Genomic DNA, 25,389 nt, shown 5'->3' with positions numbered 1-25,389 from the left:
TGTTGTTCCGTCGCAAGAACAATCATCCCAAGTCAGAGGGCATCTGCGCGTCTACGACACGATCAACTCACCAACAACACCGGTGGATCCAGGCTGAAGGTTGTGAAAGTGGCGTTCACGTCGTCCGGTCAGTAGGGGCGCGTTGATCACTCGAAGGTAGGATGTACTGCCCGCTTCGGCTGTCCGCCAGGGACAATCGGAGCCGGAGGCGGTCATGAAACGGTCGGTCGAGCGGATCAGGCTGAGCACGTGCGGGGTCGCGCCCGGGGAGCTGGTCGTCGTCACGGAGTTCACCCATCCCGTCCGGGGCCGCGTCCGCTGCCCGGCGGCCCCGCTGCTCAAGTCCGGATTGGACGGGGCTCGCGTCGGCACCGTGCCGGACGAGCCTGGTGACGCGGTGCTGTCCGCGGTGTCCTATGTGGACTCTGAGGGTGTGACCGGGTTCGGGATCGCCACGAGCGATCCGGCCGCGGCGATCATCGCGGACGAGGTCGTGTCCCGCTGGGCGGCGGTGCTGCGGACCCGCCGCGTGCTGCTGGCCGAGTTCGAGCCCGCCTGCCAGGCCACATGCCCGCTGGTCGACCGGATGCGGTCACGCCTGCGCGAGTTCGCCGGCCGGGGCGACGCCGTGGTGCTGATCGCGAAACGCGGGCACGCCGTCGCCGCCACCCTCGCACGCGGGACACATCTGGTCGAACGGCCGGACGAGGTCAGGACGCTGCCCGCCTTCGATCCCGAGCGGGTGTCGTTCCTGGTCGCGCCGGGGATGCCGATCGAAGACGCCGCGCGGGTGCTCGCCGCGCTGCGCGTCCGGTTCCCCCGGCTGCGCGGGCAGCATCCGGACGAATGGTGTTACGCCGCGTCCGATCAACGCGAAACCGTGCGCTCGGTCGCCGCGGCGAGCGATCTCCTGCTGCTCTGCGGGCCGGTGCACGACCTGCGGGGACGGATCCTCACCGAGGTCGGGGAGATCCGGCCGGACTGGCTCGCCACTGCCGCGACCGTCGGGATCGCGGGCGGGCCGTCCGAGCTGGTGGACGCGGTGCTCCGCGCGTTGTCAGGGCTCGGGCCGCTCAGCGTCGCCCGGCGCAGGGTGAGCACCGAAATCAGGGCGTTCGCCGTGCGCTGAGCACGAGCGCCGCGCGCTGCCCGAGTACGCGCGCGGACGGGTTCTTCTGGTGCGGGCGGATCTGGGCGCGCAGCGTCGCGAGCGCGGTGTCGGCGCGCCGCGAGCGCAGCTGCGGGTAATCGTCGAGGAACCGGTGCCAGGTGTCGCAGGCCTGGTCGAGCTGCCCGATGGAGAGCTGGAGTTCGGCCAGCCTCGCGAGGGTGATCGCGCGAGAGCGCCGCTCGGTCGCCGGGCGGTGGAAGATCGACGACTTCAACGCCCTGATCGCGGCCTGCCGGTCACCGAGTGACGCGGCCACCGCCGCGTGCTGGTGCGCGAGCGAGGCCTCGTGGTAGCCGCCGATCGCGACGTCGGCCGAATGTGCCGCGGCGAGCCGGTTTTCGGCGATGCCGAGCTGGGTGACGGCGGCCTGCCGGTCACCGGAGGCGGCGCAGGCGACGGCGAGCTGCCCGTGCAGGAACGCGCGGGTGCGCGGCGACGCGGTGGGCGCGGCCGCCGCCACGGCCGCTTCGGCGAGGTGCACGGCGTGCCGGTGATGGCCGAGCATGAGGGCCTGCACGCTCAGCGCGCGCAACGCGACGGCGTAGCCCGTGGCGTCGGCGGCCTGCGCGGCGAGCCGGGCACTGGCGAGGTAGTAGCCCTGGGCCGCGCCGTGCAGCTCGTCATCGAAACACATGAAACCGTTGAGATAGGTGAGCAGGGACGCGGCGTGCAGCAGCTCGTGCCGGACGGCCGGGACGGCGTCGGCACGCAGCCACGGCGCGATCGTGTGCGCGAGATAGCCCGCCAGCGCGGTCCGCCCGGTGCCCCCGCCGAAGGTGACGTCGGTGTCGGAGAACACCTCGATCATCGACGCGGCGGCCGCCGCCTCCGCCCGGCCGACGCGGCCGACCCCGTCCCGTTGAGCGGGCAGCGCGAGTTCGGTCAGCGAAGGCACGTCGAGTTCGGCCAGGCGGTAGATCCGCTTCGGCTCGACCATCAGCGACGGGCTGACGGACTCGGTACGGCCTGCCAGCCCGGTCAGCGCGACCGGGATCTCGCGCCCCAGCCTGCGGCTGAACGCCTCCGCGACCAGGTCCGGCACGGGGGAGCGTGGCCGGGAGCCTGACAGCCAATGCGCGACCGATGTGCGGTCGTAGCCCAGCCGCAGGCCCGCTTCGGCGCCGATCGTGTTGACCGCGGCCGCCAGCGCCCCACCGGTCCAGCCCGCTTCGGCGAGCAGCGAGCGGAGCGGGTCATTGGGACGGCGCCCCGTCATCTAATCCCTTCCGGATTCAACAGTGTGCCGACTTTCAACAGATCCGAGCCGAAGGACCAGACCACCGGCGGCGGCCGGCGGGCTAACTAGAAGGATGACGGACCGTTGGTGCGGCGAGCATTACCCGATCGGGTGGTAGAAATGGCACTCACCGATGTACTCGACGAGCGGCACGCGACCGGCCTGCGAGGACTGTCCAGATCGGCCTTGCGGCGCCTCGCCGCCGACCTCCATGGCGAACGGGTGGATCCGACGATGGTCGAGCTGACCATCGCGTTGCACCGTGCTTTCGACTCCAGTCGTGACGTCCTGCTCTTCGACACCGCCGAGCAGGCGTCCGTCCACCGGATGCTCGTCGACTCGCGCGACAGCTTGCCGGGGCATTCCACCGCGCTCTCCTACGCGGACGGTCTCGCCAAGGCGTTCGCGCTGCGCGGCTGCGGTGACCGGCGCGTGGTCGCGGTCGTCAGCGACGCCTCGCTGACGGGCGGGATGTGCTGGGAGGCGCTCAACAACATCGGCGGCGCGCCGGACCGCCGGGTGATCATCGTGCTCAACGACAGCGGCACCGGCTACGACCAGACGGACGGGGGCATCGTGCATCACCTCGCCCGGCTGCGGCGGCTGCGCGGGCGCAACGTCTTCGCCCAGATCGGGTTCGCCTACATCGGCCCGGTCGACGGCCACGACCTCGGCGCGGTCGAGCACTGCCTCGACCGCGCGAAACGGTCATGCCGCCCGGTGGTGGTGCACCTCAAGACCTCGGGCGGCGCCGAGCCACCCGTCCGCCCGTGGGCGCCGGTGTTCGACGAGGAGCTGACCGAGATCGGCGCCGAGCACCGCGAGGTCGTCTGCGTGACCACCGACCCGGTCGACGCGCCCGTCCGCTTCACCCAGCGCTTTCCCGATCGTGTCTTCGGTGCGGGCATGGCCGAACAGCACGCCGTCACCTCCGCCGCCGGGCTCGCGCTGGGTGGCCTGCGTCCGGTCGTGACCGTGGCGGCATCCCTGCTCGGCCGGGCCTTCGACCAGGTCGTGACCGACGTGGCGCAGCGCGGGCTCGCCGTGACGTTCGTAGTCGACGGCGCGGCCGACACGGCGATCTTGCCGATGGTCCCGACACTCGGCCTCGCCGTGCCGCGCGACCACACCCGGCTGCGTTCCCTGCTGCGCGAGGCCATCGCGGTCGGCACCGGGCCGACGGTCGTCCGCTGTCCCGACGCCACCGTGGACGTGCCCGCGCTGCGTTCGCTCGGCCACTGCGACCTGCTCCGCTCGGATCTCGGCGCACGCGTGCTGCTGCTGCCGATCGGCACCGCGGCCCAGGCCGCGCTGGCCGCTGCCGACGAGCTGGCCGGGCACAGCGTCCGGGTGACCGTCGCCGACCCGCGCTGGGTCTCGCCGCCGGACCAGGCCCTGCTGACGCTGGCCGGGGCGCATGACGTCGTGGTCGTGGTGGGCCAGCCGGTGGAGGCCGGATCGCTGGCGGCCGCGCTCGAGCATCCGACCGCCGCCGTCACCGACACACCGGGGATCACCGCCGCCGTGCTGGACCGGCTCTGACCTGGCGAAACACCTCCCCGGTTCCGATGTGGCCGCACCCGTGTCTTAAAGTCATGGCCAGGGGATCCACATCATTTTCCAGGGGGAAGTCGTCGTGCCCACACGCCAGAAGAGACCGCACGTCCTCGTGCTGGCCGCGTTCGCCTTCGCCGCGGCGGGCTGCTCAACGGTCACCGGCCAGGCGAGCCCGGCAGGCGGCAGCGTCAAGACCACCGGACCCAGCAGCGCCGCGGCCACCAGCACCGCGCCGACGACCACCGAACGGCCGTTCATGACGGTCACGCCGACGCTGGAGATCACCGGCGACGCGGCCAAGCCTGGCACCAAGGTGAAGTTCGGCGAGCAGGCGGTCATCCCGGTCTACAGCTACTACGCGAAGGGGCTGCTGGGCCTCACGATCACCACCGAGACCGTCAAGGCGTCCGACGAGGACATCGAGAGCCTGCCGCTCAAGGACGAGGACAAGGCGAAGCTGCGCGGGAAATACTTCTTCTTCGTGCACCAGACATTGGTCAATGTGGACGGTTCGAACCTCTCGGAGCTCTACCCGCCGTCGCTGACACCGGCGACCAAGAGCGGCGGCTGGCCCGGGCAGATGTTCGGTGGCAGGAAGACCAGCGTCACCGGGTGCGAGGAGACGGGTTCCACGCCGAAGGACTTCACGGCCAAGGGCGCGAAACACGAGACCTGCAAGATCTACTTCGGTGTCGCCTCCGACCCGATCACGTCGATCGCGTACACCACGAAGCCGTACGACTCGGCCGTGTCGAAGGCAGTGACCTGGAAGAAGTGATCTTCCTTTGAGGTCGCCTCCGCGTGGAGGCGACCTCAAAGGACAGACGCTACGGCGTGACCGGGGCGTTGGTCAGGCCTTTCACCGCGCGGGTGACGGTGTTCGACGCGTACACGAGGTTCGGCTGATTCTGGCACTGGGAGATCGAAGTGATCTTGATGGCGTATTCGCCCACGCCGCCGAGATCGGACTTGTTGTCACGCCAGACGTTCCCGCACCCGTTGGGGTAGGCGGGAGTGGTGCCAGGGTTGTGCGTTTCGTAGCCGTTGGCGAACTTGCCCGGCGTGGTGAACGTGCCGGTGTTGCCTTCGATGGTGTAACCGATGCCCTTGACGTCGACCCAGGAGTCGGCCGAGTTCTCGCCGGTGATGCCCTGGCCGTCGAAGGTGTTGCCCCTGATGAGGCCGTTGAAGGTGCCTTCCTTGACATCGATCGCCTCGGCCGCGATGTACGGGCCGAAGTGGTTGCCGATCACCTGGATCCGGTCACCCTTGTCGACACCGCCGGAGTTGCCGTGGCAGCCCCAGTTCGAGCCCGCCGAGCCGAGGTACACGCCCTCGCCGTAACCAGGCTGCACGAGCCCGGTGTAGCTGATCCTGGAATTGCGGATCAGGCTGTCCGAAGAGGACTTACGGAAGTGCACGGCCTCCTCGTCGACATGGTCGACCGTCACACCGTCGATCACGGTGTGCGGTGAATTGTCGGCGACGATGCCCTTTTTGGACTCTCGCGCGGTGAAGCCGGTGAGATTCCAGTACGGGGCGCTGTAGAGCCAGAGCCCGTAGCCGGAGTCCCAGCCCGCCGTCGGCGCCGGGCATTGCGGCGGGTCGCCCGACGGCCCGTCGTTGATCAGGATCGCGCCGGCACCGGTCAAGGTGATCGGCTTCGCCGCGGTGCCCGCCCGGCTGGTCTGGAACGAACCGCGGTAGGTGCCCGGAGCGAGCTTGATGGTCTGGCCCGGGTTCACGGCCGCGAGCGCCGCTTGGAGCTGCGCCGCGGTGGAGACGGTGATCGTGTCGCCGGGGCTGGGGCTCGTGGTGGTCGTCGGTGTGGTCGTTGTCGTCGATGTGGTCGTCGTGGTCCCGGTTGGGGTGGTGGGTGTCGTCGTCGGCGTGCCGCCGCCGCACGGCGCGCCGTTGATCGAGCAGCCACTCGGCAGGCCGCGTCCGGCGGCGTTGAAGCCGAACGTGGTGGTGCCGCCGGGTTTGATCTTGCCGTTGGTCGAGGTGTTCGTGAACTTGTAGTGCTGGCCGCTCTTGGTCATGACCGAGCTCCACGAGTTGCTCACCGTGGTGCCCGAGGGCAGATCGAACTCGACCGTCCACGAGGTACTCGCCGTGTCACCGGTGTTGGCCAGCGCGAACCGGCCGCCGTAACCGCTGTCCCACACCGAACTCTGGGTGAACGTCGCCGACACGCTCGGCGCCGCTTCGGCCGTCACCACGACGCCGAACAGTCCCGCCGAGGTGACCGCGGCCGCGCTCACCGCCCACAGTCGCTTCCTCATGAGGTGCCTCCGCAGGGGGTTCCGCCGAGCGCGCAGCCACTCGGCAGGCCGCGTCCGGCGGCGTTGAAGCCGAACGTGGTGGTGCCGCCGGGTTTGATCTTGCCGTTGGTGGAGGTGCTGGTGAACTTGTAGTGCTGGCCGCTCCTGGTCATGACCGAGCTCCACGAGTTGCTCACCGTGGTGCCGGACGGCAGGTCGAACTCGACCGCCCAGGAAGTGGTCGCGGTGGCGCAGCTGTTGGCGATGGTGAAGCCGCCGCCGTAACCGCTGTCCCACACCGACTTCTGGGTGAATGTCGCCTTCACACAACCGGCGGGCGGCTGGCCGGTCGTGGTGCTGGTCGGTGTCGTCGTGGTCGAAGTCGGCGTCGTGGTAGTGCTCGTCGGCGTGGTCGTCGTGCTCGTCGGCGGCTGGGTGCCGTCGACCGACTTCAGGAACAGCGAGGCCGCCCCGTCGGTCATGGTGGCGTCGACGCCGTGACCACCGGTGTAGTCCTTCTGCTCGTTCTTCGCCCAGTCGGTGATCGGCGTGCCGCCGATGTCGAGGTGCTTGAACGCCGTGCCGTCCCAGCCGAACTGGTACACCCGGTGGCGGTCGGCGTAGAAGTCGCCGAACGGGCCGCCTTCGGAGAGCTGCTTGGTCATGCCGTTGTTGAAGAAGACGTTGCGCGGGCCCGAGGAGCCGGACCACTTGATGGCCTTCTGCCCGGCGCCCCACCAGATCGGGAACCAGTTCGAGTCGTCGGGCCCGCCGCCGCCCTCCTCACCGCAGTTCGCCCGGCAGTTGCCGGACCGGTGCGCGTAGGGGACCTTGACGGTGTTGAGCTCGAACAGGTTGTTGCGCTCCCAGCCGCCGTGCAGGTTGAGGTCGGAGTCGAAGGAGTTGCCGATCACCACGTTGCCCGACGCGCCCCACTGGAAGGTGAAGTGCCGCAACAAGGTCGACGTGTTGCCCGCGTAGAGCGAATCCCACACCCGCGAGCCGCGGAAGTAGCCGTTGCCGCCCTTGCCCTTGTTCCACGAACCGTTGAGCTCGTTGTTCACGATCTGCAGGTTCTTGGCCTCTTCGGTGACGATCGGGTGCGAGCCGGTCATGTCCGTGCGGACGCCGCGGACCCACGAGTTGGCCGCCCACTTGAACACGATGCCGTGCATCTCGGCGTTCGGCGCCATGTTGCCGTAGTTGTTGGTGGCCTCGTTCGGGTCGAGGCCCGGCATCTCCTGGCTGAAGCCGAGGTCCTCGAAGCCGACGCCGAGCACCGGGTCGACCAGCGGTGCCGCCTTGGAGTCGTAGGTGGCGCCGTCGATGGCGGGCGAACCGTCCGAAGTGGACGTCACGGGGACGTCGTACTCCAGCGGCTTGTCCAAGGTGATCGTGCGTGCTGTCGTGTCGAGCGCGGCGATGGTGAAGATCTGCTGGCGCATGTGCATGTTGAGCAACGGGAACGCCGTTCCGGTCGCGTTCTGCTGCTGGTAGAACTTCGTGCTGTTGGCCGCGCGGATGTTCACCAGGTTGCCCGCCGCGAGGTTGGTCAGCGCACCGCTGCTCGCCAGATAGACGACCTTGTCGCCGGTTTTGGCGGCGTACGCGGCGTCACCCGGCTTGGCGCGCAGCTTGACGCCCGCCTTCCAGTGCACGTTGATCGTGCCCTCGAAGATGTCCTTGCGGTTGGCCGGCGCCGAAGCGTAGTCACTCGCGTAGGACGGGTCGACGCCGCGTGACTGGACACGGAAAAGGCCACGGCCAGGCCAGAGCCAGCCGCCCTTGCCCGCGCCCGAGGTCATCCCGTCTTCGTCCCAGTCGGATCCGTCGGGGGTGAGCGTGTCGTAGAGCGTGTTCGCGTCGGGCCGGTAGACGAACTTCGTCGCGTCCTTTCCGGCGCCACGCAGGATCAGGTAGTCGGCGTCCACATGCAACTCGTGGGACACGTCCAGCCTGCCGGCGGGGAAGTTGATCAGGCTCAGCTTCGAGTAGCTCGCGCTGGGGGAGCAGGTCGACTTGATCGCGTCGATCGCGGCCTGTATGCCATTGGTGTCGTCGGCGCCGTCGTCCGGCTTGACGTTGTACTGGCCGGCCAGTTCGGCTGGCGTGATCTGACAGGCCGCGCTGGGGTTCACCTCATTGGCTCCGGGTAGCGCGGCGCCACCGCGAAAACCGGCCTTACTCCAGTCGTAGAGCCCGGCGACCGGAGCGCGGCGATTGGCGGAACCGAGGTCCAGGCCGGTGAGCGCGCCTGGTCCAGGCGCCGCCTCGGCTGGTTCCTTGACCACTTCGACGGCGGCCACCGCGGCCAGAATCGTGAGCGATACCAATAAAAGGGCATGACGAGGGGTTTTCCGGGACACCCGAAACCTCCGGTACAGCACTGGCGGAAAGGTGTTGCGGCGTGTACACCTGGACCCTGTCTTTATAGGTCACCATGCTGGCGTGCGTCAACGAATGTGAATGGCATCCATATATGTGAACGAATCAGGCGGGATTACGCCGTGGCTTGAGCCGTCCGCCGGGCAGCGCCGGCGCGGGCAGCCGAGCGCCCGGATACCCCTCGACCCGGCCGAACCGCTCGGACTCGGCCTGCCATTCCTCCCGGAACCGCGCGATCTCGTCATGGTCGCGCCCGACGAAGTTCCACCACATGACCAGCTCTTCGGCGAACGGCTCACCGCCGAGCACGATCACCCGGCACGGCTCGTCAGCAGGATTGGCCAGGTAAAGGCATTTCGCCCCGGCGCCCGCGTAGCCGAGCTCGGCGTGCGCGAGCGGCGTGCCGTCGAGTTCGGCGGCGCCGGTGTCAACCAGAACACCGTGTTCAAAGGACGGGTCGACGTCGAGCGCGAGTTCCGCGCGTGGCTCCAGCACGAGTTCAGCGCCCAGCAACGGCGTGAAAGTCTCTACCGGGGAAGTGGCCCCGGCGAGCGAGCCGAGGAAAACGCGCGCGGTCGCCCCGGCCAACTCAATCGGTTCAGGAACGAAATGCTGAAAATCGCGCGGCGCGTCACGATGAGCGTCCGGCAGCGCCACCCACAGCTGCACGCCATGCAACGTGGTGCTCGCGGCGGTCGAAACCTCGGAGTGACAGATCCCGCGCCCGCCGGTCATCAGGTTCAACTCACCCGGCCGGACCATCGCGTGCACACCATGGCTGTCGCGATGCTCGATCTCACCGCTGAACAACCAGCTCACCGTCTGCAACCCGGTATGCGGATGCGGCGCGACATCCATCCGCACGGCTTCGGGCCCGTAGTGGTCGGCGAAACACCAGGCGCCGATGAGCGACCGGTCGCGCTGCGGCAACGTCCGGCGGACCTTCATCGCCCGCGGACCCCCGAGCGGCACGTCGCGCGGTGTGAGCACCTCGACGGCCCGGCCCGGCTCGCTTCGGCAGGTCAACTCGGCCGGGCTGGTTTCGATGTTGCTCACCCGGCGATAGTAGTGCCCTACCTGGTGATTTTCATTTTGGTGACACCGAAGAGGCCCGCGAGCGGGACCTTGGCCTCGGTCTGCGCCGGATCGACGCGGTAGCCGCCTTCGCGGAACATGTCGAGCAGGCGCTCGGCCAGCGGAAGGACCATGTGGCGGCCCCAGCAGCGTTCGCTGATGTGACCGAACGGGAGGTAGCCGAGCTGGTGGTCGGGGTCGAGCGACGCCCAGCGCTCCGGCCGGAACTCGTCGGGGTCTTCCCAGACGGCCGGGTCGCGATGGCTGAGCAGCGGGAGCATCAGGATGTCGTCATCCGGCCCGATCCGGTCGTCGAGTACGCCGAACTCGGGTGAGGCGAAGCGCAGGAGGTTCCACGAGACCGGCAGCAGCCGCAGGCTCTCGTGGATGATGTCGCGGTTGGCCGTGCCCTCGTCGAACGGCGCTCCGAGCCAGATCGCGTTGGCGACCAGCTGCGAGACCGTGAAGCAGACCGGCGCCGAAGTGCGCCGGTAGAGCCCCATGGCGCGGAACTTGGCGTGGTAGCCCTTCGCCTCGGTGGTGAGCTTGCCCAAGTGGGACAGCGGTGCCTCCGGCGGTGGCCAGCCGGGCAGCGCGGAGCCCGCGGTGATGACGGCTCTGGTCAGCAAGGTCGTCCACTCGAGCCGCCGATCCAGCAGTGTGCGCAGCCGCAGCGGATCCTGCGAAAAGATGAGGTCGCGCAAATAGACATGGCCGACATGCGGCCATTCCCCGGACAGATCCACGCGCCCTGCATCAGGTTTCTTCAACGCGACGCGCACATCCTGGCCGACCGCCCGCATGACCGCGGTCGACTCCGGCCGGCTGATCGTCTGTCCCCACAGCGGTTTGAAGGTGGGCCGCTCCGCATCACTGGCCGGCCTGCTGGTCATGATCGCGCTGATCAGGTGCGGATCGGCAATTCCCACCGTATCCTTGTCCAGCCGGAAAAGGTCGGCACCACGGTACTTTCGCAGAAGTTCGTCAATTCGCGGCGCGAAGACGGTGGTCCGGGCATTGCCGCCGGTGGTGGAAACCCGCATCTCGGAGCACTCCCAGTGTGACGGGACCCCAGCACGGCGACGGACCCAAGGTGGCCGCCGCCGGGCCGGAGTTGACGATGTATTCGCAGGTCAGCCCCTGCTTAGATCCAGAGATACCACGCGTAGGCCTTCAGGCTCTTCTCTGGCTTGAACTTTCGCATGAGTGCCTTCATGGCAATACCTCCGGTTGTATCCGAAAATGTTTCAAGGTCAGGCGGGACCGGGATGGCGGGTTACACCGAATTGTGCAATGCACGATTTCATTTCCCCGATTTGCGCCCTGAAAAAAGTGAACCCCAGGCAGTGAAAAACGTCAATGTGGCCTGGATCACTTCCTAAGTCGGTAAATTCGCCGTATTCGGACACCTTCCGCCGGGCGGAAGTCCAAACAAGTTCCCGAGAATTCTATTATAGATTTTCGGTGATTCTGCCGGTGGTTCTGCGTGTGATTAGCAGACTTGTCAGAACAATTACCCGTCTCGCTCACCGGGACCAAGGGTCGTGAGCGGCTCAACAGGGGGCGACCGCGCCGGTTTCCCCGGCGGCGCACCAGCCAGGGTGCTCGCGCAACCACTTCTGGGTGGCCGACGCGACGTCGGCTTGGGTCAGCCCGCGGGCCGCGTTGACGCAGCCGCCGGTCGAGCACTTGATGTTCGTGCCGGGTTCGTAGCACTGGGTTTCGTCTTTGAGGCATGCGGCTTTTCGGCTCGCGGCCGTGTCGACCTTCAGCGTCGCGGTCTTCGGTGGCGCGGTCGCCGTAGCTGCCGGAGTACGGGTCGAGGTAGGTGGCGGCGCGGGTATGGCCACCGTCGTCGTGACGACCGACGTCGCGGGCAGGCTTTGGTTCGACTGCGTGCAGGCCGCCGTCATGGCCACCACCGCGACCAGCGACACAAGCAGTGCGACACGCGGCATGTCCACCTCCCGATGAGTACGCGCTGCGGCTGTCGCATAGTCGCTCGCACTCGGAGGTCCGTTACGGGGGTCGTGAGTGGTACGGCCGGTTCTAACCGGTCTAAACACTCACGACCCCCCGTATGGCTAGGCGGGAACGGGCTCTGGGGCGACCGCTGTCCGCGCGAGAAGCACCCGGTATTGGGCGATCACCACCACCCCGGCCGTGCCGTAGAGCAGCGCGATGCCCCAAGGCGGGACCAAGGCGCCGAGCGTGATGCAGCCTGCCGCGAGCATCTGGGCGACCCGGATGTTCAGGTTGTACACCGCCATGTATCGGGTGCGGGCCTGGTCGGGGACCATGTTCGCCAGCATCGCCTGCTTGACCGGGACGTTCATCAGCTCACCGACCGTGAACACCGCGCCCGCGATCAGCAGCACCCAGCCGGTGTTCGACACCGCCAGCACCATGTACCCGGCCGTGAACAGCCCGACCCCGGCGAACAGCCGCACCTTGTCCGAAAGCCGCCGGAACAGCAGGTGCGAGAACAGCGCGAGTACCACGACCAAGGCCGTGTTCTCCGCGCGCAGGATGCCCAGTATCTCGACGCCGTTCGGCATGTCGTGGGCCAGCCGCACCCCGACGTAGTTGACGAGCTGGAACTCGATCGCCATCAGCAACGTCGCGGCGATCATGAACCGGATGAACAGCCCGTCCCGCAGTACGAGCCGATAACCCGCCGCGAACTCGCGCAAGACCGAAGCGCGCGGAGTCACAGAAGACGATTCCGGTTTGGACTCGGCGATGAGGAAGTACGTCACCGCGCAAACGCCTGCCGTGCACACGGCCGCGCCGCCCAGCAGCAGGGTGAAGTGTCCATTGTAGAGGAAACCGCCGAGCAGGCCGCCGATGGCGAGCGCGAGGTTCGTCGCCCAGTAGTTCATCGTGTAGACCTGTTTGCGGTCCTCCGGCGTGGTGACGTCGACGATCATCGCGTCGTTCGCGGGCAGCGCGAGGCTGGCCGCGAACTTGTTGACCAGGTAGCCCGCGTACACCACCAGGGTGGCGTTCGCCGCGTTCGCGCCCGCCATCAGCGCGAAGCTGGCGAATCCGCCGAATTCGGCCAGTAGCAGCGTGTTCCGGCGGCCGCGGGTGTCCGAAATGTGGCCGCCGACGAGCATGCCGATCACGCCGAGCGAGACGACCGCGAACATCAGCACGCCCGCCACCGCGATGCCGAAGCGGAACGCCAGATAGATGGCCATGAACGAGGTGATCATCGAGTCGAGCAGCCGGTTGACGAACCCGACGCCGATGCGGATCCGCAACGTCGGATGCAGTTTCAGGAAATTCATTCCGTCACCACCGTCACGAGCGACTTGATCAGGTCGAGGCGCGTTTCGGTCTCGGCCTCGTCCTTGCCGGTCAACGTCACGTAGCCGTGGCGCGTCTTCGAGTCGACGGTCTCCGGGAGCACGTCACCCGGCGCGAACGGGAAGCTCAGCTCGGCCACGAACTCCAACGCGCGCACCGCGTCGAGACCGTCGACCGACCGGAGAACCCCTGGTGTGAAAGAGAAGTAGTGCACTCGAGCCACATCCGAGCGCGTCTTCTCATCCAGCGCCTCGCCCTTCAAAGCCCTGAAGATGGCGCGTTCGATGTCGAAGCCGGTCGCCATTTCGACGAGCTGGGGAATGCGGTCACCGCCGAGCCTGGCCTGCGACTCGACGATCTTCGGGCCGCGCTTGGTCCAGATGATCTCGGTGTGCGCCGGGCCGTTCTGGTACCCGGTGACCCGCAGCAGGTGCTTGGTCAGTGTCGCGATCGCCTTGGTCTGCGACGATGCGGCGACCGGGTGCACGTGACCGGCCTCGACCACCGACGGCGGCGGGCCGAGGATCTTGCGGGTGATGCCGATGATGTGGTGCTCCCCGCGCACCGAGATGCTCTCGACGCTGAACTCCGGGCCGTCGAGGAACTCCTCGATCAGCACCGGGCCGGTGTAGTCATAGGACTCCAGCAGCCTGCCCCACTCCGCGAGCTGCGCGCGGTCGGTCAGCTTGAGCACGCCCCGGCTGCCGGCCAGGTCCGTCGGCTTCACGATCGCGGGCAACCTGAACTCGCCGATCATGTCGGAGACGTCCTGCCAGCGCGGGGCGTAGGCGTACTGGACGCTGGAAAGCCCATGTGCGGTCAGGAGCTTCCGCATTTCGGCCTTGTCGTTGAGCAGGCGGATCGAGCGTGGCGGGTTGACCGCCTTGCCCAGCTCGTCCGCGATCTCGTACGCGGCGAGCATGCTGGTCTCCTGGCCGACGTGATAGACCTGCTGTGCGCCGGAGTTCGCCGCGGCCTTCGCGATGACCTCGGCGAACTCCTCCGCGTCCGTGAAGTCGGTGAGGATGAAGTCTTCGGCGAGACCTTCGACCTCGCGAAGATAAGCCGGGAAACCCGCGGGTCCGGTCGGCATGACCGAGGCCAGCGATGGGTCCCAGATGGCGCTGACGGCGAACCCCTCTTGCGTGGCCTTCTTCACGAAAGCCTTGTAGGGCATCACCATCACAAGTGGGGTGACCATGATTGTCTCCTTTAGACGGTAGCGAAGCGGCGTGGGTCGGCGGAATAGCTTTCGAGTGCGTCGTATTTCTGGCGGAGCTGTCGCTTGAGGACCTTGCCGGTGACACCGACCGGCACACCGGCGTCGCTGATCTCCAGCACGCCGAGCCGCGGATGCCCCGCGGCGTCGAGCGCCTCGTTCGCCAGCAGGAGCAGTTTTTCGGCTTCGACGACGGCGTCGCCGATGTCCACCAGCGCCACCGCGGTGACGGCGCCGTCGTGCTTGCCCGCGACGACCGAGGCGTCCACGACCTCGGGCACACCGGAGAGGATCGCCTCTTCCATCGACACCGAATAGCCGACACCATAAGGGGTTTCGATCACGTCGGCCGAACGGTCGACGAGGAAGTGATCACCGTGCTCGTCACGGTAGGCGTTGTCGCCGGTGAGCCAGTATCCGGCGAGGCGGCTGCTGTAGGTGATGTCGGCGTTGGCCCAGTAGCCCGGCGTGATCGCCGGGCCGCGCGCGCCGAGCAGGCCGATCTCGTTGTCGGCCGCGATCGTGCCGTCCGCGCGCAGCACGACGACCTCGGCGACGCCGACCGGTTTCCCGGCGCAGCGGTCGCTGCGCGCGGTGCTCAGGTTGCGGATCTTGAGCAGCACGCCCCAGCCGAGCTCGGTCGTGCCGAGCCGGTCGAGGAACACCGATGGCGGCTTGTGCGGACTGCGCAAACCGAGGATGTGCTTGATATGCGCCTCGTGCACAGCGTCCCCAATGGACACCCAGACGTTCACCGAGTCGACCGAACCAGGCTTGATCTCCAGCCCGGGAACCTCGGCGTAGGCGTGCGCGAACGACATCACCGCGCTCGGCTTCTGCCGCACGACGCACTCGACGAGTTCCTCGGCGCAGCGATCGAAAGCGGCCACCGTGTTGGCGCCCGCCAGTACGGCGTACGCGGTGTACGCGATACAGCCGAGATGGGACTGGGGGAGCGAGGTCATGGTGACCGCGCCGGGAAACTCCTTGTGGTCGACCAGCCGGAACTTCGGACCGGCCACAATGGACTGATGCGTGTGGACGGCCGGTTTCGGCGCGCCCGTCGTCCCGGACGAGTGCAGGATGACCACCGGATCCTCGTTCTTGTGCTGGAACCTGGCTTCGGCGGGCAGGTCGGCGGCAGGGGGAGCGGGCAGCGCCTCGACCGTGGCGATCCAGTTCAGCTCCGGCAGATCGACGAGCCGCGACTCCGTGGTGTACAGCCCGACCGGCGTGGTCTGCTCGACCAGTGACCGCGCGACGTCCGACGGCGCGTTGCTGTTGATCAGCACCGCGATCGCGCCGATCTGAGCGAGCGCGTAGAAATGCACCGAGTACGCGAACGAGTCGTCGATATAGACGGCCACACGGTCACGCGGCGCGACGCCTTGCGCGAGGTACCATGCCGACCAGTTCCGCACCAGCCAGTCGAGCTTGAGCAGGCTGAACTCGCAAGTCTCCCAGCCGGGACTGAGCGGGATCGGCCGTTCCGTGCGCAGGAACGGCAGCTCCGGATGCGGACTGTAGGCGACCGCGGACGCCAGCAGGTTGCCACCGCCGACGGCCGGATCGGCGGCGAGTTCGGCCCGGCGCCGCGGCGACAGGGTGGTCTCACTCGAGAGTGCCATCTGACTACCTTTCCGACACGACGTGGACGTTGACTTCGCCGGCGAACCACTCGGCGAGCGGCTCGGTGGGGCTGCCGAACGGGACGTCGAACAGCACCGAACCGGAGCGCTGCTCACCGTCGGTCTGCGCGCCCAGCACGGCACCGGGCCGCTGGGTGACGAACACGGCGCGCGCCCCAGCGGGCGCGTTCGCGGCCACGGGCGTCATCGTGGGATAGCGGTCGTCGCGTTCCACCCACGAGACCGGGGCGCTGGTGCTGGTGACGTCGACCAGTGCACCGTGCGGGTGATCGAGATAAACCTGCCTGGCACGCCGTCGCGGCGCCGGGTAGTCGGCGGGTTGCCCGAGCGCGAGATCGAGCATCACCGGCTCCAGCGGCTCGCCGGTCGCCAGGTGCCACAGGAAGGTGATCCCGCCGCCCGGCACCCGGACCGCGACCTCCATCAGCACCGCGCGGCCTTCGGAGATCCGGAACTCGGCGTGCGCGATCCCGTCACGGAAGTCCAAGCGCCGCAACACTTCCGCGTTCGCGTTGAACAGCAGGTCCTCGTCACCGACCGCGAGCTCGGCCGGGCAGGTGTGACCCATCTCCGTGAAGAACGACCCCGACGACTCGTTGGTCTCCTTGGCCGTGACCGCGTTCCAGAACACCTTGCCGTGCTGCACCAGCGACTCGACCGAGAACTCCGGGCCGACGACCCGGCTCTCGATCAGCACGATCTCGTCGGCCGGGTAGCCGGAGAGGACCTCGGCGAGCCGGTCGCCGTCGTCGACCTGGTAGACGCCCAGGCTGGAGAACCGGCCGATCGGCTTGACCACCACCGGGAAGCTGATCTCGGCCGGGTCGACGGCCGCGCGCTCGGCTGGCGTGACCACCCGCCAGTCCGGTGAGTACTCGGGTAAAGCCGTGCGCTGCAACAGCTTGTTCCGCGAGATCCGGCTCGCGCCGGAGCCGGCGCCCGGCAGCCCGAGCACGTCCGCGACCACCCCGGTCGGCTCGACGAACAGGTCACCGATGCACATCGCGCCCTGGACGTCGTAGCGACGCAGCAGCGGCTGGATGCCCGGTATGACGGAGTCGACGGTCGCGTCCGGCACCTCGACGACGTCCTCGAGCTGCGAGAGCGGATGGGTCGGATCGGCGCGTAACTCGGCGAGCCGCACGGGGTCGGTGTGCGGGGTGACCACGAGCAGCGGCGCGTAGCCACGGCGTCGTGCCTCGGTGATGAGCCTGGCCTGCCGTGCGACGATCACGAGGTCGCCGAGGAACAGGAAAGCGGGTGCGCGCATGGAAAATCCCTCCGGAAACGACGAACGCCCCACCCGGGATTCCCGGATGGGGCGTTCTTGGTTGTCTTGACTTGTCAGCGAATCTTGTCAGCGAATGAGGACGTACCCGTCACCGGGCCGGTGATCACGCGACCGCCGGACGTCGGCGGCCACGAACGTGCGTTGCAGCCAGCGGTCGGACCCGTCGTAGCGCGGCCGGAAGGCGGTGCGCCCGTGCACCGTCACCCGATTGTCCACAATGGCCAGATCGCCCGGCTCCAGCTTGGTGGCCGAGGCGCCGGACGCGAACGCCTCGCCGAGCTCGGCGAGCGCCGCGACGGCACGCGGGGTCAGCGGGGTCGTCGCCGCGAGGTCGACCCGCATGTCCGGGTCGTCCGCCGCGCCGAACAGCACCGCGTGTGGCGCGGTCGCGCCGTCCGACCCGCCGAAGGACGGCGGCGGCTCGGTCACGAACTCCTCGTGGAACAAGGCTTCCCGCGTTTCGGAACTGAGCAGTGGCAGCACCTCGCGGATGCACGCCGTGCGCAGCCCGGCGACCCGGTCAGGGTCGGCGCGCAGGCACAGCAGCATCACGAAGTCCGGCCGATGTTCGTGGAACGCGTTCTCGTTGTGGAACGAGAGCAGCACCGAGCCCGAGTTGCCCTGCATCTCCTCCTGGCCGGGCACCGGCACCACGTTCTGCACCAGCGCGCCCGACTTCTCGGCCTTGAACGCGGCCGGGTCACCCAGCCCGCAGGCGACCAGCACCAGCGAGGCCGCCGAGACCGTGGCCGAGCGTTCGACCGAGCCCGGCACCGACGGGGTCACGCCGGGATCGCCGATCGGCACCCCGCGCACCAGCAGCGCGCCGCGCGGCCCGGAATGCCTGCGGAACTCCCGCAGCGACCGGCGCAGCGCCAGCGGCAGCAGGTCCCAGCCGCTCCTGGCGTGCGCGACCCAGCCGGGGTCGTCGACCTCTCCGGCGCCGAGCGCGCGCGTCACCTGCTCGAACTCCGCGGTGTCGTTCGCTCTCAGTATCACTTCGGACGTCGGAGCGTGTGTGGCCACTGACATCTGTGAATCCCCTAGTCACCTATGAGCGGAAGGTCGAACGGGGCCATCGCGTACAGGGCGGGCGCATCCATCGTGATGCCGAAGCCGCCCGCTTCCGCTACGGCGGCGGCGAGGTCGATCAGGATCGGCGAGGCGCCGCAGACCAGTGCGCGGACCTCGTAGAACAGGTCACCGAGCTGTTCTGATCGCAGCGCCTCACGGTTGAGCCGGTCGAGCTGCGCGACGATCAGGTCGGCCGCCCTGGTCAGGCTGTAGCCGGAAAGCTCATAGCAGATCCGGAACCGCGAGAGCACCGCTTCCGCGCGCTGCCGGGCGTCGGCGGAGACCGGCAATTCACGTCCCTCGACACCCGATTCAGCGACCGCCTTGGCGAGCTGGTTCGCCAGCCGGTTCCACGGCTCGGCGAGCCGCCGCCCGGCGACCTTGTCCAGTCCCTCGCGGCTGAAGTTGGTGCGCTGGTGCTCGGGGCAGCTGACCGCGAGATAGAACCGGATCAGATCCCTCGGCACCTCTTTGAGCAGGTCCTTCGTGTACAGCACGTGCCCGAGGCTGGTCGAGAACTTGTCGTTCTCCAGCTCGTAGAACTCGTTGGAGATGATCGTGTCCGGCACCACGTACTTGCCCTCGTGCGCCATGATCAGCGCCAGATGCGTGAGGCCCCAGAAGTACACGTTGTCGAAGCCGATGAAGTAGATGACCTCGGCGTCGTGCTCCGCGCGCCAGAGTTCATGGTCGTCATCGTGCTTCTCGCCGAGCTGCTCGGCGGCGTACGCGGTGCAGTACATCACCGCCGGGATCCCTTCGACCCAGGCGTTGAGCACCTGGCCCTCCGTCTCCGGGAAGGGCGCCGGGATACCCCACGAGATCGGGTACGTGATCGGGAAGTCCGGCAACGGCTTCGCGAGCAGCTCGTCGACGAGACCGATCGTGTGCGGGCGCAGCCGCTCGCGCTTCTCCGCGTAGTACGCGATCAGCTGCTCGCGGTACTCCTCCATGGGCAGCACGAGAATTTCGGCTTCCCGGTGCGTGACCACGTCCTCGGGGTCCACAGTGGACCTCGGCTGGAGCAGTTCGTCGAAGTTGTTCGGGTGCCCGCAGCTCTCGCACAGCCCGCCCCGGCTCTCCACCAGGCAGACCGGGCAGTACCCGCACACCAGGCCTTCGACGAGGAACTCGCCGTCGCGCTCGGAGTAAGGCAGCAGCACCTTCTTGAGCCGGAACTTCCCGGCCGCGTGCAGCGCGGTGACGAAGTTCAGCGACGACGCGCGGTAGCGGTCGTCGTAGGGCGCGAACCCGTCGAGCGAGATCCCCATGTCGACCAGGGTCTGCTTGATGTCGTGCCACGACTGTCCACAAAGGTTTTCGGGAGTGAGACCTTTGCGCCGCGCGCTGGCCAGTACGTACGTTTGGCTGTCATCGGTTCCACTCGAGAACACCACCGGACGGCCCAGCGCACGCAGGTACCGCGCGTGCACGTCGGCCGCCATGAACGGGCCCGCCAGATGCCCGACGTGCAGATCGCCGTTCGACGTCGGCGGCGTGTCGATGACGATCGCCTTGCGCTCGCTCACCGGTCACGCTCGGCGAAGCGCTCGGTCATGTCCTTGTCCCACCAGACCGAGTACATCTGGAAGTCCTCGTCGCCGTCGTTGATCACCTGGTGATCGGTGTGCGGCGGGAAGTGCACCACGTCGCCGGGCACGAACTCGGTGCGCTCGCCCTGCGATTCGAGGATCGCCTTGCCCGAGATCGCGATGAAGATCTCGTACTCGTGGTGAGCGTGCTTGACCGACGAGGTGCCGGGGCGGATCACGTTCCACGCGCCCTCGAACGGCGCGTTGAGCGCGTCCCACGGGACCAGGCGCTGGGAATGGTTGTTGTCCGGCCCCAGCCGTTCCCGGTCGAGCTTGCGAATCTCCACTGTCCGTTTCTCCCTCTAGTTGGCCGTTACCGAGGTGGAAGTCAGCGTGACCGCGCGGCCGGCGCGATCGGCGAGGATGTCGTGCGCGATGTCGGACCCGCGCGCGGCGAGCATGCTCAGCAGCGAGTCGCCGATACCGTGCGTGGCCTCGTTCACGCCCTGCAGGTAGCAGGCCGCGTCCGCCTGGCCCGGCATCTTGAGCCGGTAGTCCCTGGTGACCTCGATCTTCTCGAGGCCCAGTGAGGCGGCCAGGTCGCGCACCATTTTCGGCATCTCCCTGACGAACCCGGTGCCGAGCAGCACCAGGTCGCAGCGGAGCTCCTCGACCGTGCCGGTCCGGCGGTCGGCCAGCTCGAGCACGACCTCGCCGCCCTCGTCGCGCGCCGCGGTGATGTCGGTCATCGTCTCGATGCGGAGCCTGCGCTTGCCGGACATCCGGTCGAGATACACCTGCCGGTAGAGATCGTCCAAGGTGGACGCGGCCAGCCCCGAGTAGTTGCTGATGTGCATCTCGCGCAGGATCTGCTCGCGGGCGGGCGGTGGCGCGTCGAAGAAGTCGTCGACCGCCGAGGGGAAGTACAGCTCGTTGGTGAACTTGCTGTTCTCGTAGGTCTTCAACCCGATCGAGCGCATCACCAGCGTCCGGTGACAGCCGGGCAGGTCGGAGCCGACCGCGTCGAACATCTCCGCCGCGCTCTGCGCGCCGCCGACGACCACCACCCGGTATGGCACATCGCCGGGCAGCCCGGCGATCCGCGGCAGATACTGGGTGCTGTGAATGATCCGATCATTGGGCAACCCGGCGAATACCGGCGGGATATGCGGGTCCCGCCCGGCACCGACGACCAAATAGCGGCTGCCGATCGTCGAACCGTCCGCGAGGTGGGTGACCCAGCCGGTCAGCGTGCCTTCGGAGTCACGCTGGGGCTCGATCTCCTGACACTCCCGCGCGCATTCCAGTCGGACTTTTTCCAGTGAATTGGCCACCCACTGGTGATAGTCGGACATCTCCACGCGATAGGGCCAGAAATTGCCCATGTTGATGAACTCGTTGAGTCTGCCGATCGAGTGGAGATAGTTGACGAACGAGAATTTGCTGCGCGGGTTGCGCAGCGTGACCAGGTCTTTCAGGAAGGAAACCTGGCTCTGCGCCTCGGGCAGCAGCATTCCCCGCTGCCAGGCGACCGTTTCGTTACGTTCGATCACCAAGGATCGCTCGGACAGGTCATCCGGCGCTAATTCTTCAATGGCTATGGCGAGGGCCAGGTTGGCAGGCCCTCCGCCGATGGCGAGCAGTTCGAGTGCACGATGAGTCATCCGCTCCCCAGTTTCAAATGGCCCCGCGAATCGGTGTTCGTCCCAGTGGGCAGGAACGATAGCAAGGAAATCGGCGGCTGCGTACAACTTGATCTCCCGCTCGCGCAGAATGGGCCGAACGCACCAATTCGTTAGGCCGCAAGGCGCGGCTGAATTGTTTCAGTTCCTTCTTGATCTTGTTGTTTTCCATGATCGATTCCCAGCAGGTGGCCGAGCAGCCCGCGCACGAGCGTGTCGTTCTGCCGGAACGAGAGCGCGTTCTTCCTCGGCCTCGCGAATGTCGCGAAGTGACTGACGTTCGTGTACGGGCCCAGTGCGTAGCGCCCGTCCTGCGGCCGTCCCGCGCGGTCGAGGATCCGGAAGTCGTGGGGCGAAACGTGCAGTACGCCCGAACTGTGCTCGAATCCGTCCTCGTCGGACACCTGGTGCTCCATCGCGGCGCCGTCCTCGTACAGCCCGCGCAGCAACGGATCCGAGCAGTCGCGCAGCGTCGAGCGCGGCAGCCTGGCCTCGACCAGCGTCTTCGCCTCGACGGTGTGCTCCGAGTTGTAGCCACCGCCACGGAAAACGCCGCGCCGCTCGTCCGCGGTCACCCAGGTGCCCGCGCCGAGGAACCGGACGATCCCGGCCTTCGTGAGTGCCAGCAACTGTTCCAGCCGCTCGCCGGGCGGCCCGCTGCCGACGTAGTCGAAGAAACCGGACCACCAGCCGCTCAGGTCCTCTACCTGACTGCGCGCGGTGAGCTTGCCGCCGGCGAGCACTGTGGACATTTCACCGTGAACGGACCAAAGTGCTTGGAAAGCACCAAGATCCGCGCTGTGCGCGGCATCCCCTCTGCGGGTGACATCGGCCTCGATGTGCTCGGCCAGGTGCTTCTGCAGCTGCTCGAAACCCGCGAACTCCAGGCCGCTCAACGGCCCGTCGAGACTCTCGAAGTCGAGCCGGTCTTCGGGGTCGGGCACGCTCGACTCGATCAGCCGCCGCATTTCGGGGCCGCCCCAGTCGAGTGCGGTGTAGACCTCCGCGAAGTCCGCCCAGGACACCGTGACCCGATCCGGATGCGACTGGAACAGCTCGTGGTAGTGGCCCCAGCCGACTTCCTTCGCCATCGACGGCCAGAGGTGGGCGTAGAAGTCGAGGTCCTTCTGGAAGGTGAACCGGTTGTCGACGGTGTTCCCGTCGAAGAACCACGGCAGCGGAGCGGGCGCGCCGCTGAGCCGGTAGCTCATCTTGGCGCGATAGGGCACACCGCGGCGCGATCCGACGTAGAGCACCGGCTCCTGGCCGGACTTCACGTAGCTGAGCCCGTTGTCGGTGGTTTCGTACCGTCCGCCGCGGCCTTCGGTCAGCAACGCCATCAGGTCGATGAACGCGAGCCCGAGCCCGCGCACGAGCACGGGTTCGCCCGGCGCGAGGTCCGACCAGTCGACATCGACGGTGTAGGAGGGCGGCACGTAGTGCAACCCGTGCCGCGCGGCGAAATCGGACAGCGCGCGCTCCTGCTTGTCCGGCTCGACCTCGAGGTGCCCCAGCGCCAGCACGACCGCGTCCGGGTAGAGCACGCCGCCCTTGGCCAGCCGCAGCCGCTCGCGCCCGCTTTCGAGCCGTTCGAGCCGGACGGCGGTCGTCGGATGCACCGTGACGGTGACCTGCTCCGGCGCCTCGGCGACGATCTTTTCCAGTACCCAGGCGAGATACCGGCCCTGGGTGTTCCGGCTCGCGAAGGTGGCCGGGTCACAGCCGCCGTCGTGCGCGGCCGCCCATTCGGCGAGCGACGGCCCGGTCCGCAGCGGCCCCTCGAGCAGGCAGGTGTCGTCGGGGAACATGGTGACGTTCTCGGCGGTCGCGTTCATCCACATCAATGGCGACTGGTCCTCCCGCCACACCCGGCCTGCGCCCGGTGGGTACGGGTCGACCAGGTGGACGTGCAGCTCTCGGTCGGGCATGAGCTCGCCGACATTGACCAGCAGCCGCTCGAGCACGCCGGTGCCACGCGGCCCGGCGCCGACGATGACGACCGTCAGCGGATCTGCAGCAGGCATGACTTCTCCCCAGTCTCGTTCTGCCGGATTTGGACACGACTGTGCCGTGGGAAAAGCGTGACACCGCGTGAATGGAGTTGTCAACCATTTCGGTCAAGATTGTTTCGGCTTTTATGTGGGCGCGAAAAATGGCATGAGGGCAGCGTGGAATCGCTGTCCCCATGCCATTTGTATGTGGTGTTCTACGCGGCCTTCGCCGCCACGATCCCGAACAGTTCGTCGAGGTCGTATTCGGCCCTGCCGGGGGTGCCGTAGCGGGTGAGCTTGCCCCGGCTCGCCCACTTCCGGATGGTGTTCTCGGTGACCCCCGCGGCCAGTGCCGCCAGGTCCGTCGGGACGGTGCGCCTCCGTGTGTTCATGACGTCTCCCTCGTCTGCGGCGTTCGCGGCCCCAGTGCTCTGTCCTCCGCGATGTGACCACTGTCCCCAGCGCCGCTTTGGACCCGCTATCGGCCGCCTATCGGTCCGGGGAAAGCGCACCGGAAGCCCGTCGATACCGCGCGGGCGTCAACTGGTTTCAGCCCGGCCGGAACACCCCGGACCAGGCAAGACACCAGGGAGAACATCATGAACATCACCCGCAAACTCGCCGCCACCGCAGCCGCCACCGCCATCGCAGGCCTCGCCTTCCTCTCGGCCTTCGCCCCCAGCGCCTCGGCCGACACCCACTGGAACACCGCCGGTGACCCGGTCTGCGCCGCCGACACCCACTGGAACGGCACCGAGTGCGTCGCCGACACCCACTGGGGCTCCGACGACACCCACTGGTGAACCCGCACCACCACCCGCTCCTCGGCTCTGTCCGCCACTCGGCTCTGTCCGCCGCGGCGATGAGCTGGTTCACAGCGATCCGCGCGGTGAATTCCTAGCCCGCCGCAGTCGAAAGAAAACCCTCCCGGCCATCACGGCCGTGACATTCAGGCATCGATCTGCAGAATCGCCTGACCCTCACTGATTTCGAAGAATCCGATCGAATACCGATCGCCGCCGCCCAGCCCAGTTCCCGAGCCAGTGTCAAAAACGGTCGCGGTGAATGTCCCGCCCCCGAAACCCGTTTGCTCGAAGGTGACCGATCCCGGCTCGATCGCCTTGATCCGCAGTGTCGTACCGCCCACCTCGACCGGGGTCGTGATGCGGTCGCCGGGCTTGACATGCACCCGGCACTTCCCGTCCTTGCACGAGCCGAAGTTGCGGCCTTCGTCCGGCATGTCCGCGATGGTCGGCAGCGCTTTGGCCGGTGTGGACGACGGAGCTGCCTGGGTCGATGACGATGGCTGGGGTGCGGACGGTGTGAACGGCACCGGGCTGGTCTGCTGAGGCACGGGACTGCACCCTGCCAACGACAGCGCGAAGAGCCCGACCAGGGCGCGGAGCGGTTTCATGCGGGGAGCGTAGGACGATCACCGGGGGACCGGTCCCGGTGTGACTGCCTGCTCATGATGCTCGCGCCGGCCTGGGGACGGCTGTGCGCTTGGGGTCACGGGGGCATCCCCGGCCCCTGCTGTAGCCGATACCACGTGGCGCGAAGCCGACAAGATCGTGGTGGACGCCGATTCCGGCCGCTTTCGAGTGCAGCATGCGCCGCGGCATGTCCATTCCGGATCCTCCGGGGCCGCCGGGGTTGAGCAGGATGACGCCGTCGCGGCGGCCGGTGGCCTAGATGCGGCTGATCGCGAGTTCGAAGGTGCGGCCGCCGGGTTCGGTGTGGTCGACCGGGACGGTCACCATGGCGCACTCGGAGCGATCGTCGTCGGGAGCCCACTGGTTCGCGATCTCGCGGCACGGCCGCCACGGCAAGGTGTCCGCTGACGAGACGCCCGGCATGACCGGGATGAGGACCAGGCCTGCCAGTAACGGGCTGAGGAACTTCTTGATCATCATGACCGCCACTGTGGCAGCGGCGGATGGGGTGAAGAGTC

The 25,389-nt window shown here is 67.7% G+C and carries 23 protein-coding genes; 4 read left to right on the top strand and 19 right to left on the bottom strand.

Annotated elements, in window-relative coordinates; genetic code table 11:
• The first annotated feature begins 214 nt into the window (after nt 1-214).
• A complete protein-coding gene (locus ACFV15_RS16140) occupies nt 215-1,129 on the top strand; it encodes a hypothetical protein (RefSeq protein ID WP_378351227.1) in 915 nt (304 codons plus the stop codon).
• Here the strand turns inward: ACFV15_RS16140 and ACFV15_RS16135 are convergent.
• The gene (locus ACFV15_RS16135) at nt 1,107-2,387 is read right to left on the bottom strand and encodes a tol-pal system YbgF family protein (protein ID WP_378351226.1); all 1,281 of its coding nucleotides are present in this window, start codon (nt 2,385-2,387) and stop codon (nt 1,107-1,109) included. The two genes, ACFV15_RS16140 and ACFV15_RS16135, sit on opposite strands and share 23 nt — an antisense overlap.
• A gap of 141 nt (nt 2,388-2,528) precedes the next feature.
• On the opposite strand from ACFV15_RS16135, the gene ACFV15_RS16130 reads away from it, so the two are divergent.
• Together ACFV15_RS16130 and ACFV15_RS16125 are read left to right on the top strand one after the other, a co-directional pair.
• The gene (locus tag ACFV15_RS16130; protein WP_378351225.1) at nt 2,529-3,950 is read left to right on the top strand and encodes a 1-deoxy-D-xylulose-5-phosphate synthase N-terminal domain-containing protein; all 1,422 of its coding nucleotides are present in this window, start codon (nt 2,529-2,531) and stop codon (nt 3,948-3,950) included.
• A gap of 94 nt (nt 3,951-4,044) precedes the next feature.
• Nucleotides 4,045-4,743: a hypothetical protein gene (locus ACFV15_RS16125; protein WP_378351224.1), complete on the top strand. Its 699-nt coding sequence runs from the start codon at nt 4,045-4,047 to the stop codon at nt 4,741-4,743.
• A 49-nt stretch (nt 4,744-4,792) separates the two neighbouring features.
• Here the strand turns inward: ACFV15_RS16125 and ACFV15_RS16120 are convergent, their stop codons facing one another.
• The 16 genes from ACFV15_RS16120 to ACFV15_RS16045 all read right to left on the bottom strand — a co-directional run bounded on the left by ACFV15_RS16120 (nt 4,793) and on the right by ACFV15_RS16045 (nt 23,830).
• Nucleotides 4,793-6,250: a cellulose binding domain-containing protein gene (locus tag ACFV15_RS16120; RefSeq protein WP_378351223.1), complete on the bottom strand. Its 1,458-nt coding sequence runs from the start codon at nt 6,248-6,250 to the stop codon at nt 4,793-4,795.
• Nucleotides 6,247-8,535, bottom strand: coding sequence for a cellulose binding domain-containing protein (locus ACFV15_RS16115; protein WP_378351222.1), 2,289 nt, complete (start codon nt 8,533-8,535; stop codon nt 6,247-6,249). The genes ACFV15_RS16120 and ACFV15_RS16115 overlap by 4 nt, the downstream gene beginning before the upstream one ends.
• Nucleotides 8,536-8,719: 184 nt before the next feature.
• Complete coding sequence (locus tag ACFV15_RS16110) at nt 8,720-9,670, bottom strand: pirin family protein (protein WP_378351221.1); 951 nt, start codon at nt 9,668-9,670, stop codon at nt 8,720-8,722.
• Nucleotides 9,671-9,687: 17 nt separating this feature from the next.
• Entirely contained in the window at nt 9,688-10,731 is a 1,044-nt protein-coding gene (locus ACFV15_RS16105) for a cytochrome P450 (protein ID WP_378351220.1), read from the bottom strand.
• 101 nt (nt 10,732-10,832) lie between these two features.
• The gene (locus ACFV15_RS16100; protein WP_378351231.1) at nt 10,833-10,892 is read right to left on the bottom strand and encodes a tryptorubin family RiPP precursor; all 60 of its coding nucleotides are present in this window, start codon (nt 10,890-10,892) and stop codon (nt 10,833-10,835) included.
• A gap of 349 nt (nt 10,893-11,241) precedes the next feature.
• Nucleotides 11,242-11,646 (bottom strand): hypothetical protein, encoded by a 405-nt coding sequence (locus ACFV15_RS16095; RefSeq protein WP_378351219.1) that lies wholly within the window; start codon nt 11,644-11,646, stop codon nt 11,242-11,244.
• Between the two features lie 126 nt (nt 11,647-11,772).
• A complete protein-coding gene (locus ACFV15_RS16090; RefSeq protein ID WP_378351218.1) occupies nt 11,773-12,981 on the bottom strand; it encodes an MFS transporter in 1,209 nt (402 codons plus the stop codon).
• Nucleotides 12,978-14,201: an ATP-grasp domain-containing protein gene (locus ACFV15_RS16085; protein WP_378351217.1), complete on the bottom strand. Its 1,224-nt coding sequence runs from the start codon at nt 14,199-14,201 to the stop codon at nt 12,978-12,980. Before ACFV15_RS16085 ends, ACFV15_RS16090 begins: the two co-directional genes overlap by 4 nt.
• An 11-nt stretch (nt 14,202-14,212) precedes the next feature.
• A complete protein-coding gene (locus tag ACFV15_RS16080; protein WP_378351216.1) occupies nt 14,213-15,847 on the bottom strand; it encodes an AMP-binding protein in 1,635 nt (544 codons plus the stop codon).
• Between the two features lie 4 nt (nt 15,848-15,851).
• A complete protein-coding gene (locus ACFV15_RS16075; protein ID WP_378351215.1) occupies nt 15,852-17,138 on the bottom strand; it encodes an acetyl-CoA carboxylase biotin carboxylase subunit family protein in 1,287 nt (428 codons plus the stop codon).
• Between the two features lie 87 nt (nt 17,139-17,225).
• A complete protein-coding gene (locus ACFV15_RS16070) occupies nt 17,226-18,191 on the bottom strand; it encodes a TauD/TfdA family dioxygenase (protein ID WP_378351214.1) in 966 nt (321 codons plus the stop codon).
• 11 nt (nt 18,192-18,202) lie between these two features.
• Nucleotides 18,203-19,762, bottom strand: coding sequence for a class I tRNA ligase family protein (locus ACFV15_RS16065; protein WP_378351213.1), 1,560 nt, complete (start codon nt 19,760-19,762; stop codon nt 18,203-18,205).
• Nucleotides 19,759-20,112, bottom strand: coding sequence for a cupin domain-containing protein (locus ACFV15_RS16060; RefSeq protein WP_378351212.1), 354 nt, complete (start codon nt 20,110-20,112; stop codon nt 19,759-19,761). The genes ACFV15_RS16065 and ACFV15_RS16060 overlap by 4 nt, the downstream gene beginning before the upstream one ends.
• A gap of 15 nt (nt 20,113-20,127) precedes the next feature.
• On the bottom strand, nt 20,128-21,429 hold the full coding sequence (locus tag ACFV15_RS16055; RefSeq protein ID WP_378351211.1) for a lysine N(6)-hydroxylase/L-ornithine N(5)-oxygenase family protein: 1,302 nt from the start codon (nt 21,427-21,429) through the stop codon (nt 20,128-20,130).
• Nucleotides 21,430-21,560: 131 nt separating this feature from the next.
• Nucleotides 21,561-23,471, bottom strand: coding sequence for an FAD/NAD(P)-binding protein (locus tag ACFV15_RS16050; protein WP_378351210.1), 1,911 nt, complete (start codon nt 23,469-23,471; stop codon nt 21,561-21,563).
• A gap of 182 nt (nt 23,472-23,653) precedes the next feature.
• Complete coding sequence (locus ACFV15_RS16045) at nt 23,654-23,830, bottom strand: hypothetical protein (protein ID WP_378351209.1); 177 nt, start codon at nt 23,828-23,830, stop codon at nt 23,654-23,656.
• Between the two features lie 207 nt (nt 23,831-24,037).
• On the opposite strand from ACFV15_RS16045, the gene ACFV15_RS16040 reads away from it, so the two are divergent.
• On the top strand, nt 24,038-24,241 hold the full coding sequence (locus ACFV15_RS16040) for a hypothetical protein (protein WP_378351208.1): 204 nt from the start codon (nt 24,038-24,040) through the stop codon (nt 24,239-24,241).
• A 146-nt stretch (nt 24,242-24,387) separates the two neighbouring features.
• Here the strand turns inward: ACFV15_RS16040 and ACFV15_RS16035 are convergent, their stop codons facing one another.
• Both ACFV15_RS16035 and ACFV15_RS16030 read right to left on the bottom strand, forming a co-directional pair.
• Nucleotides 24,388-24,678: a hypothetical protein gene (locus ACFV15_RS16035; RefSeq protein ID WP_378351207.1), complete on the bottom strand. Its 291-nt coding sequence runs from the start codon at nt 24,676-24,678 to the stop codon at nt 24,388-24,390.
• 448 nt (nt 24,679-25,126) lie between these two features.
• Nucleotides 25,127-25,351, bottom strand: a complete 225-nt coding sequence (locus ACFV15_RS16030; protein ID WP_378351206.1) for a hypothetical protein — start codon at nt 25,349-25,351, stop codon at nt 25,127-25,129.
• Nucleotides 25,352-25,389 lie beyond the last annotated feature (38 nt).

The organism is Amycolatopsis sp. NPDC059657 (genome assembly GCF_042734395.1).
In the GTDB taxonomy this organism is placed as follows: Bacteria; Actinomycetota; Actinomycetes; order Mycobacteriales; family Pseudonocardiaceae; genus Amycolatopsis.
This window is presented reverse-complemented; position numbering and strand designations above follow the sequence as displayed.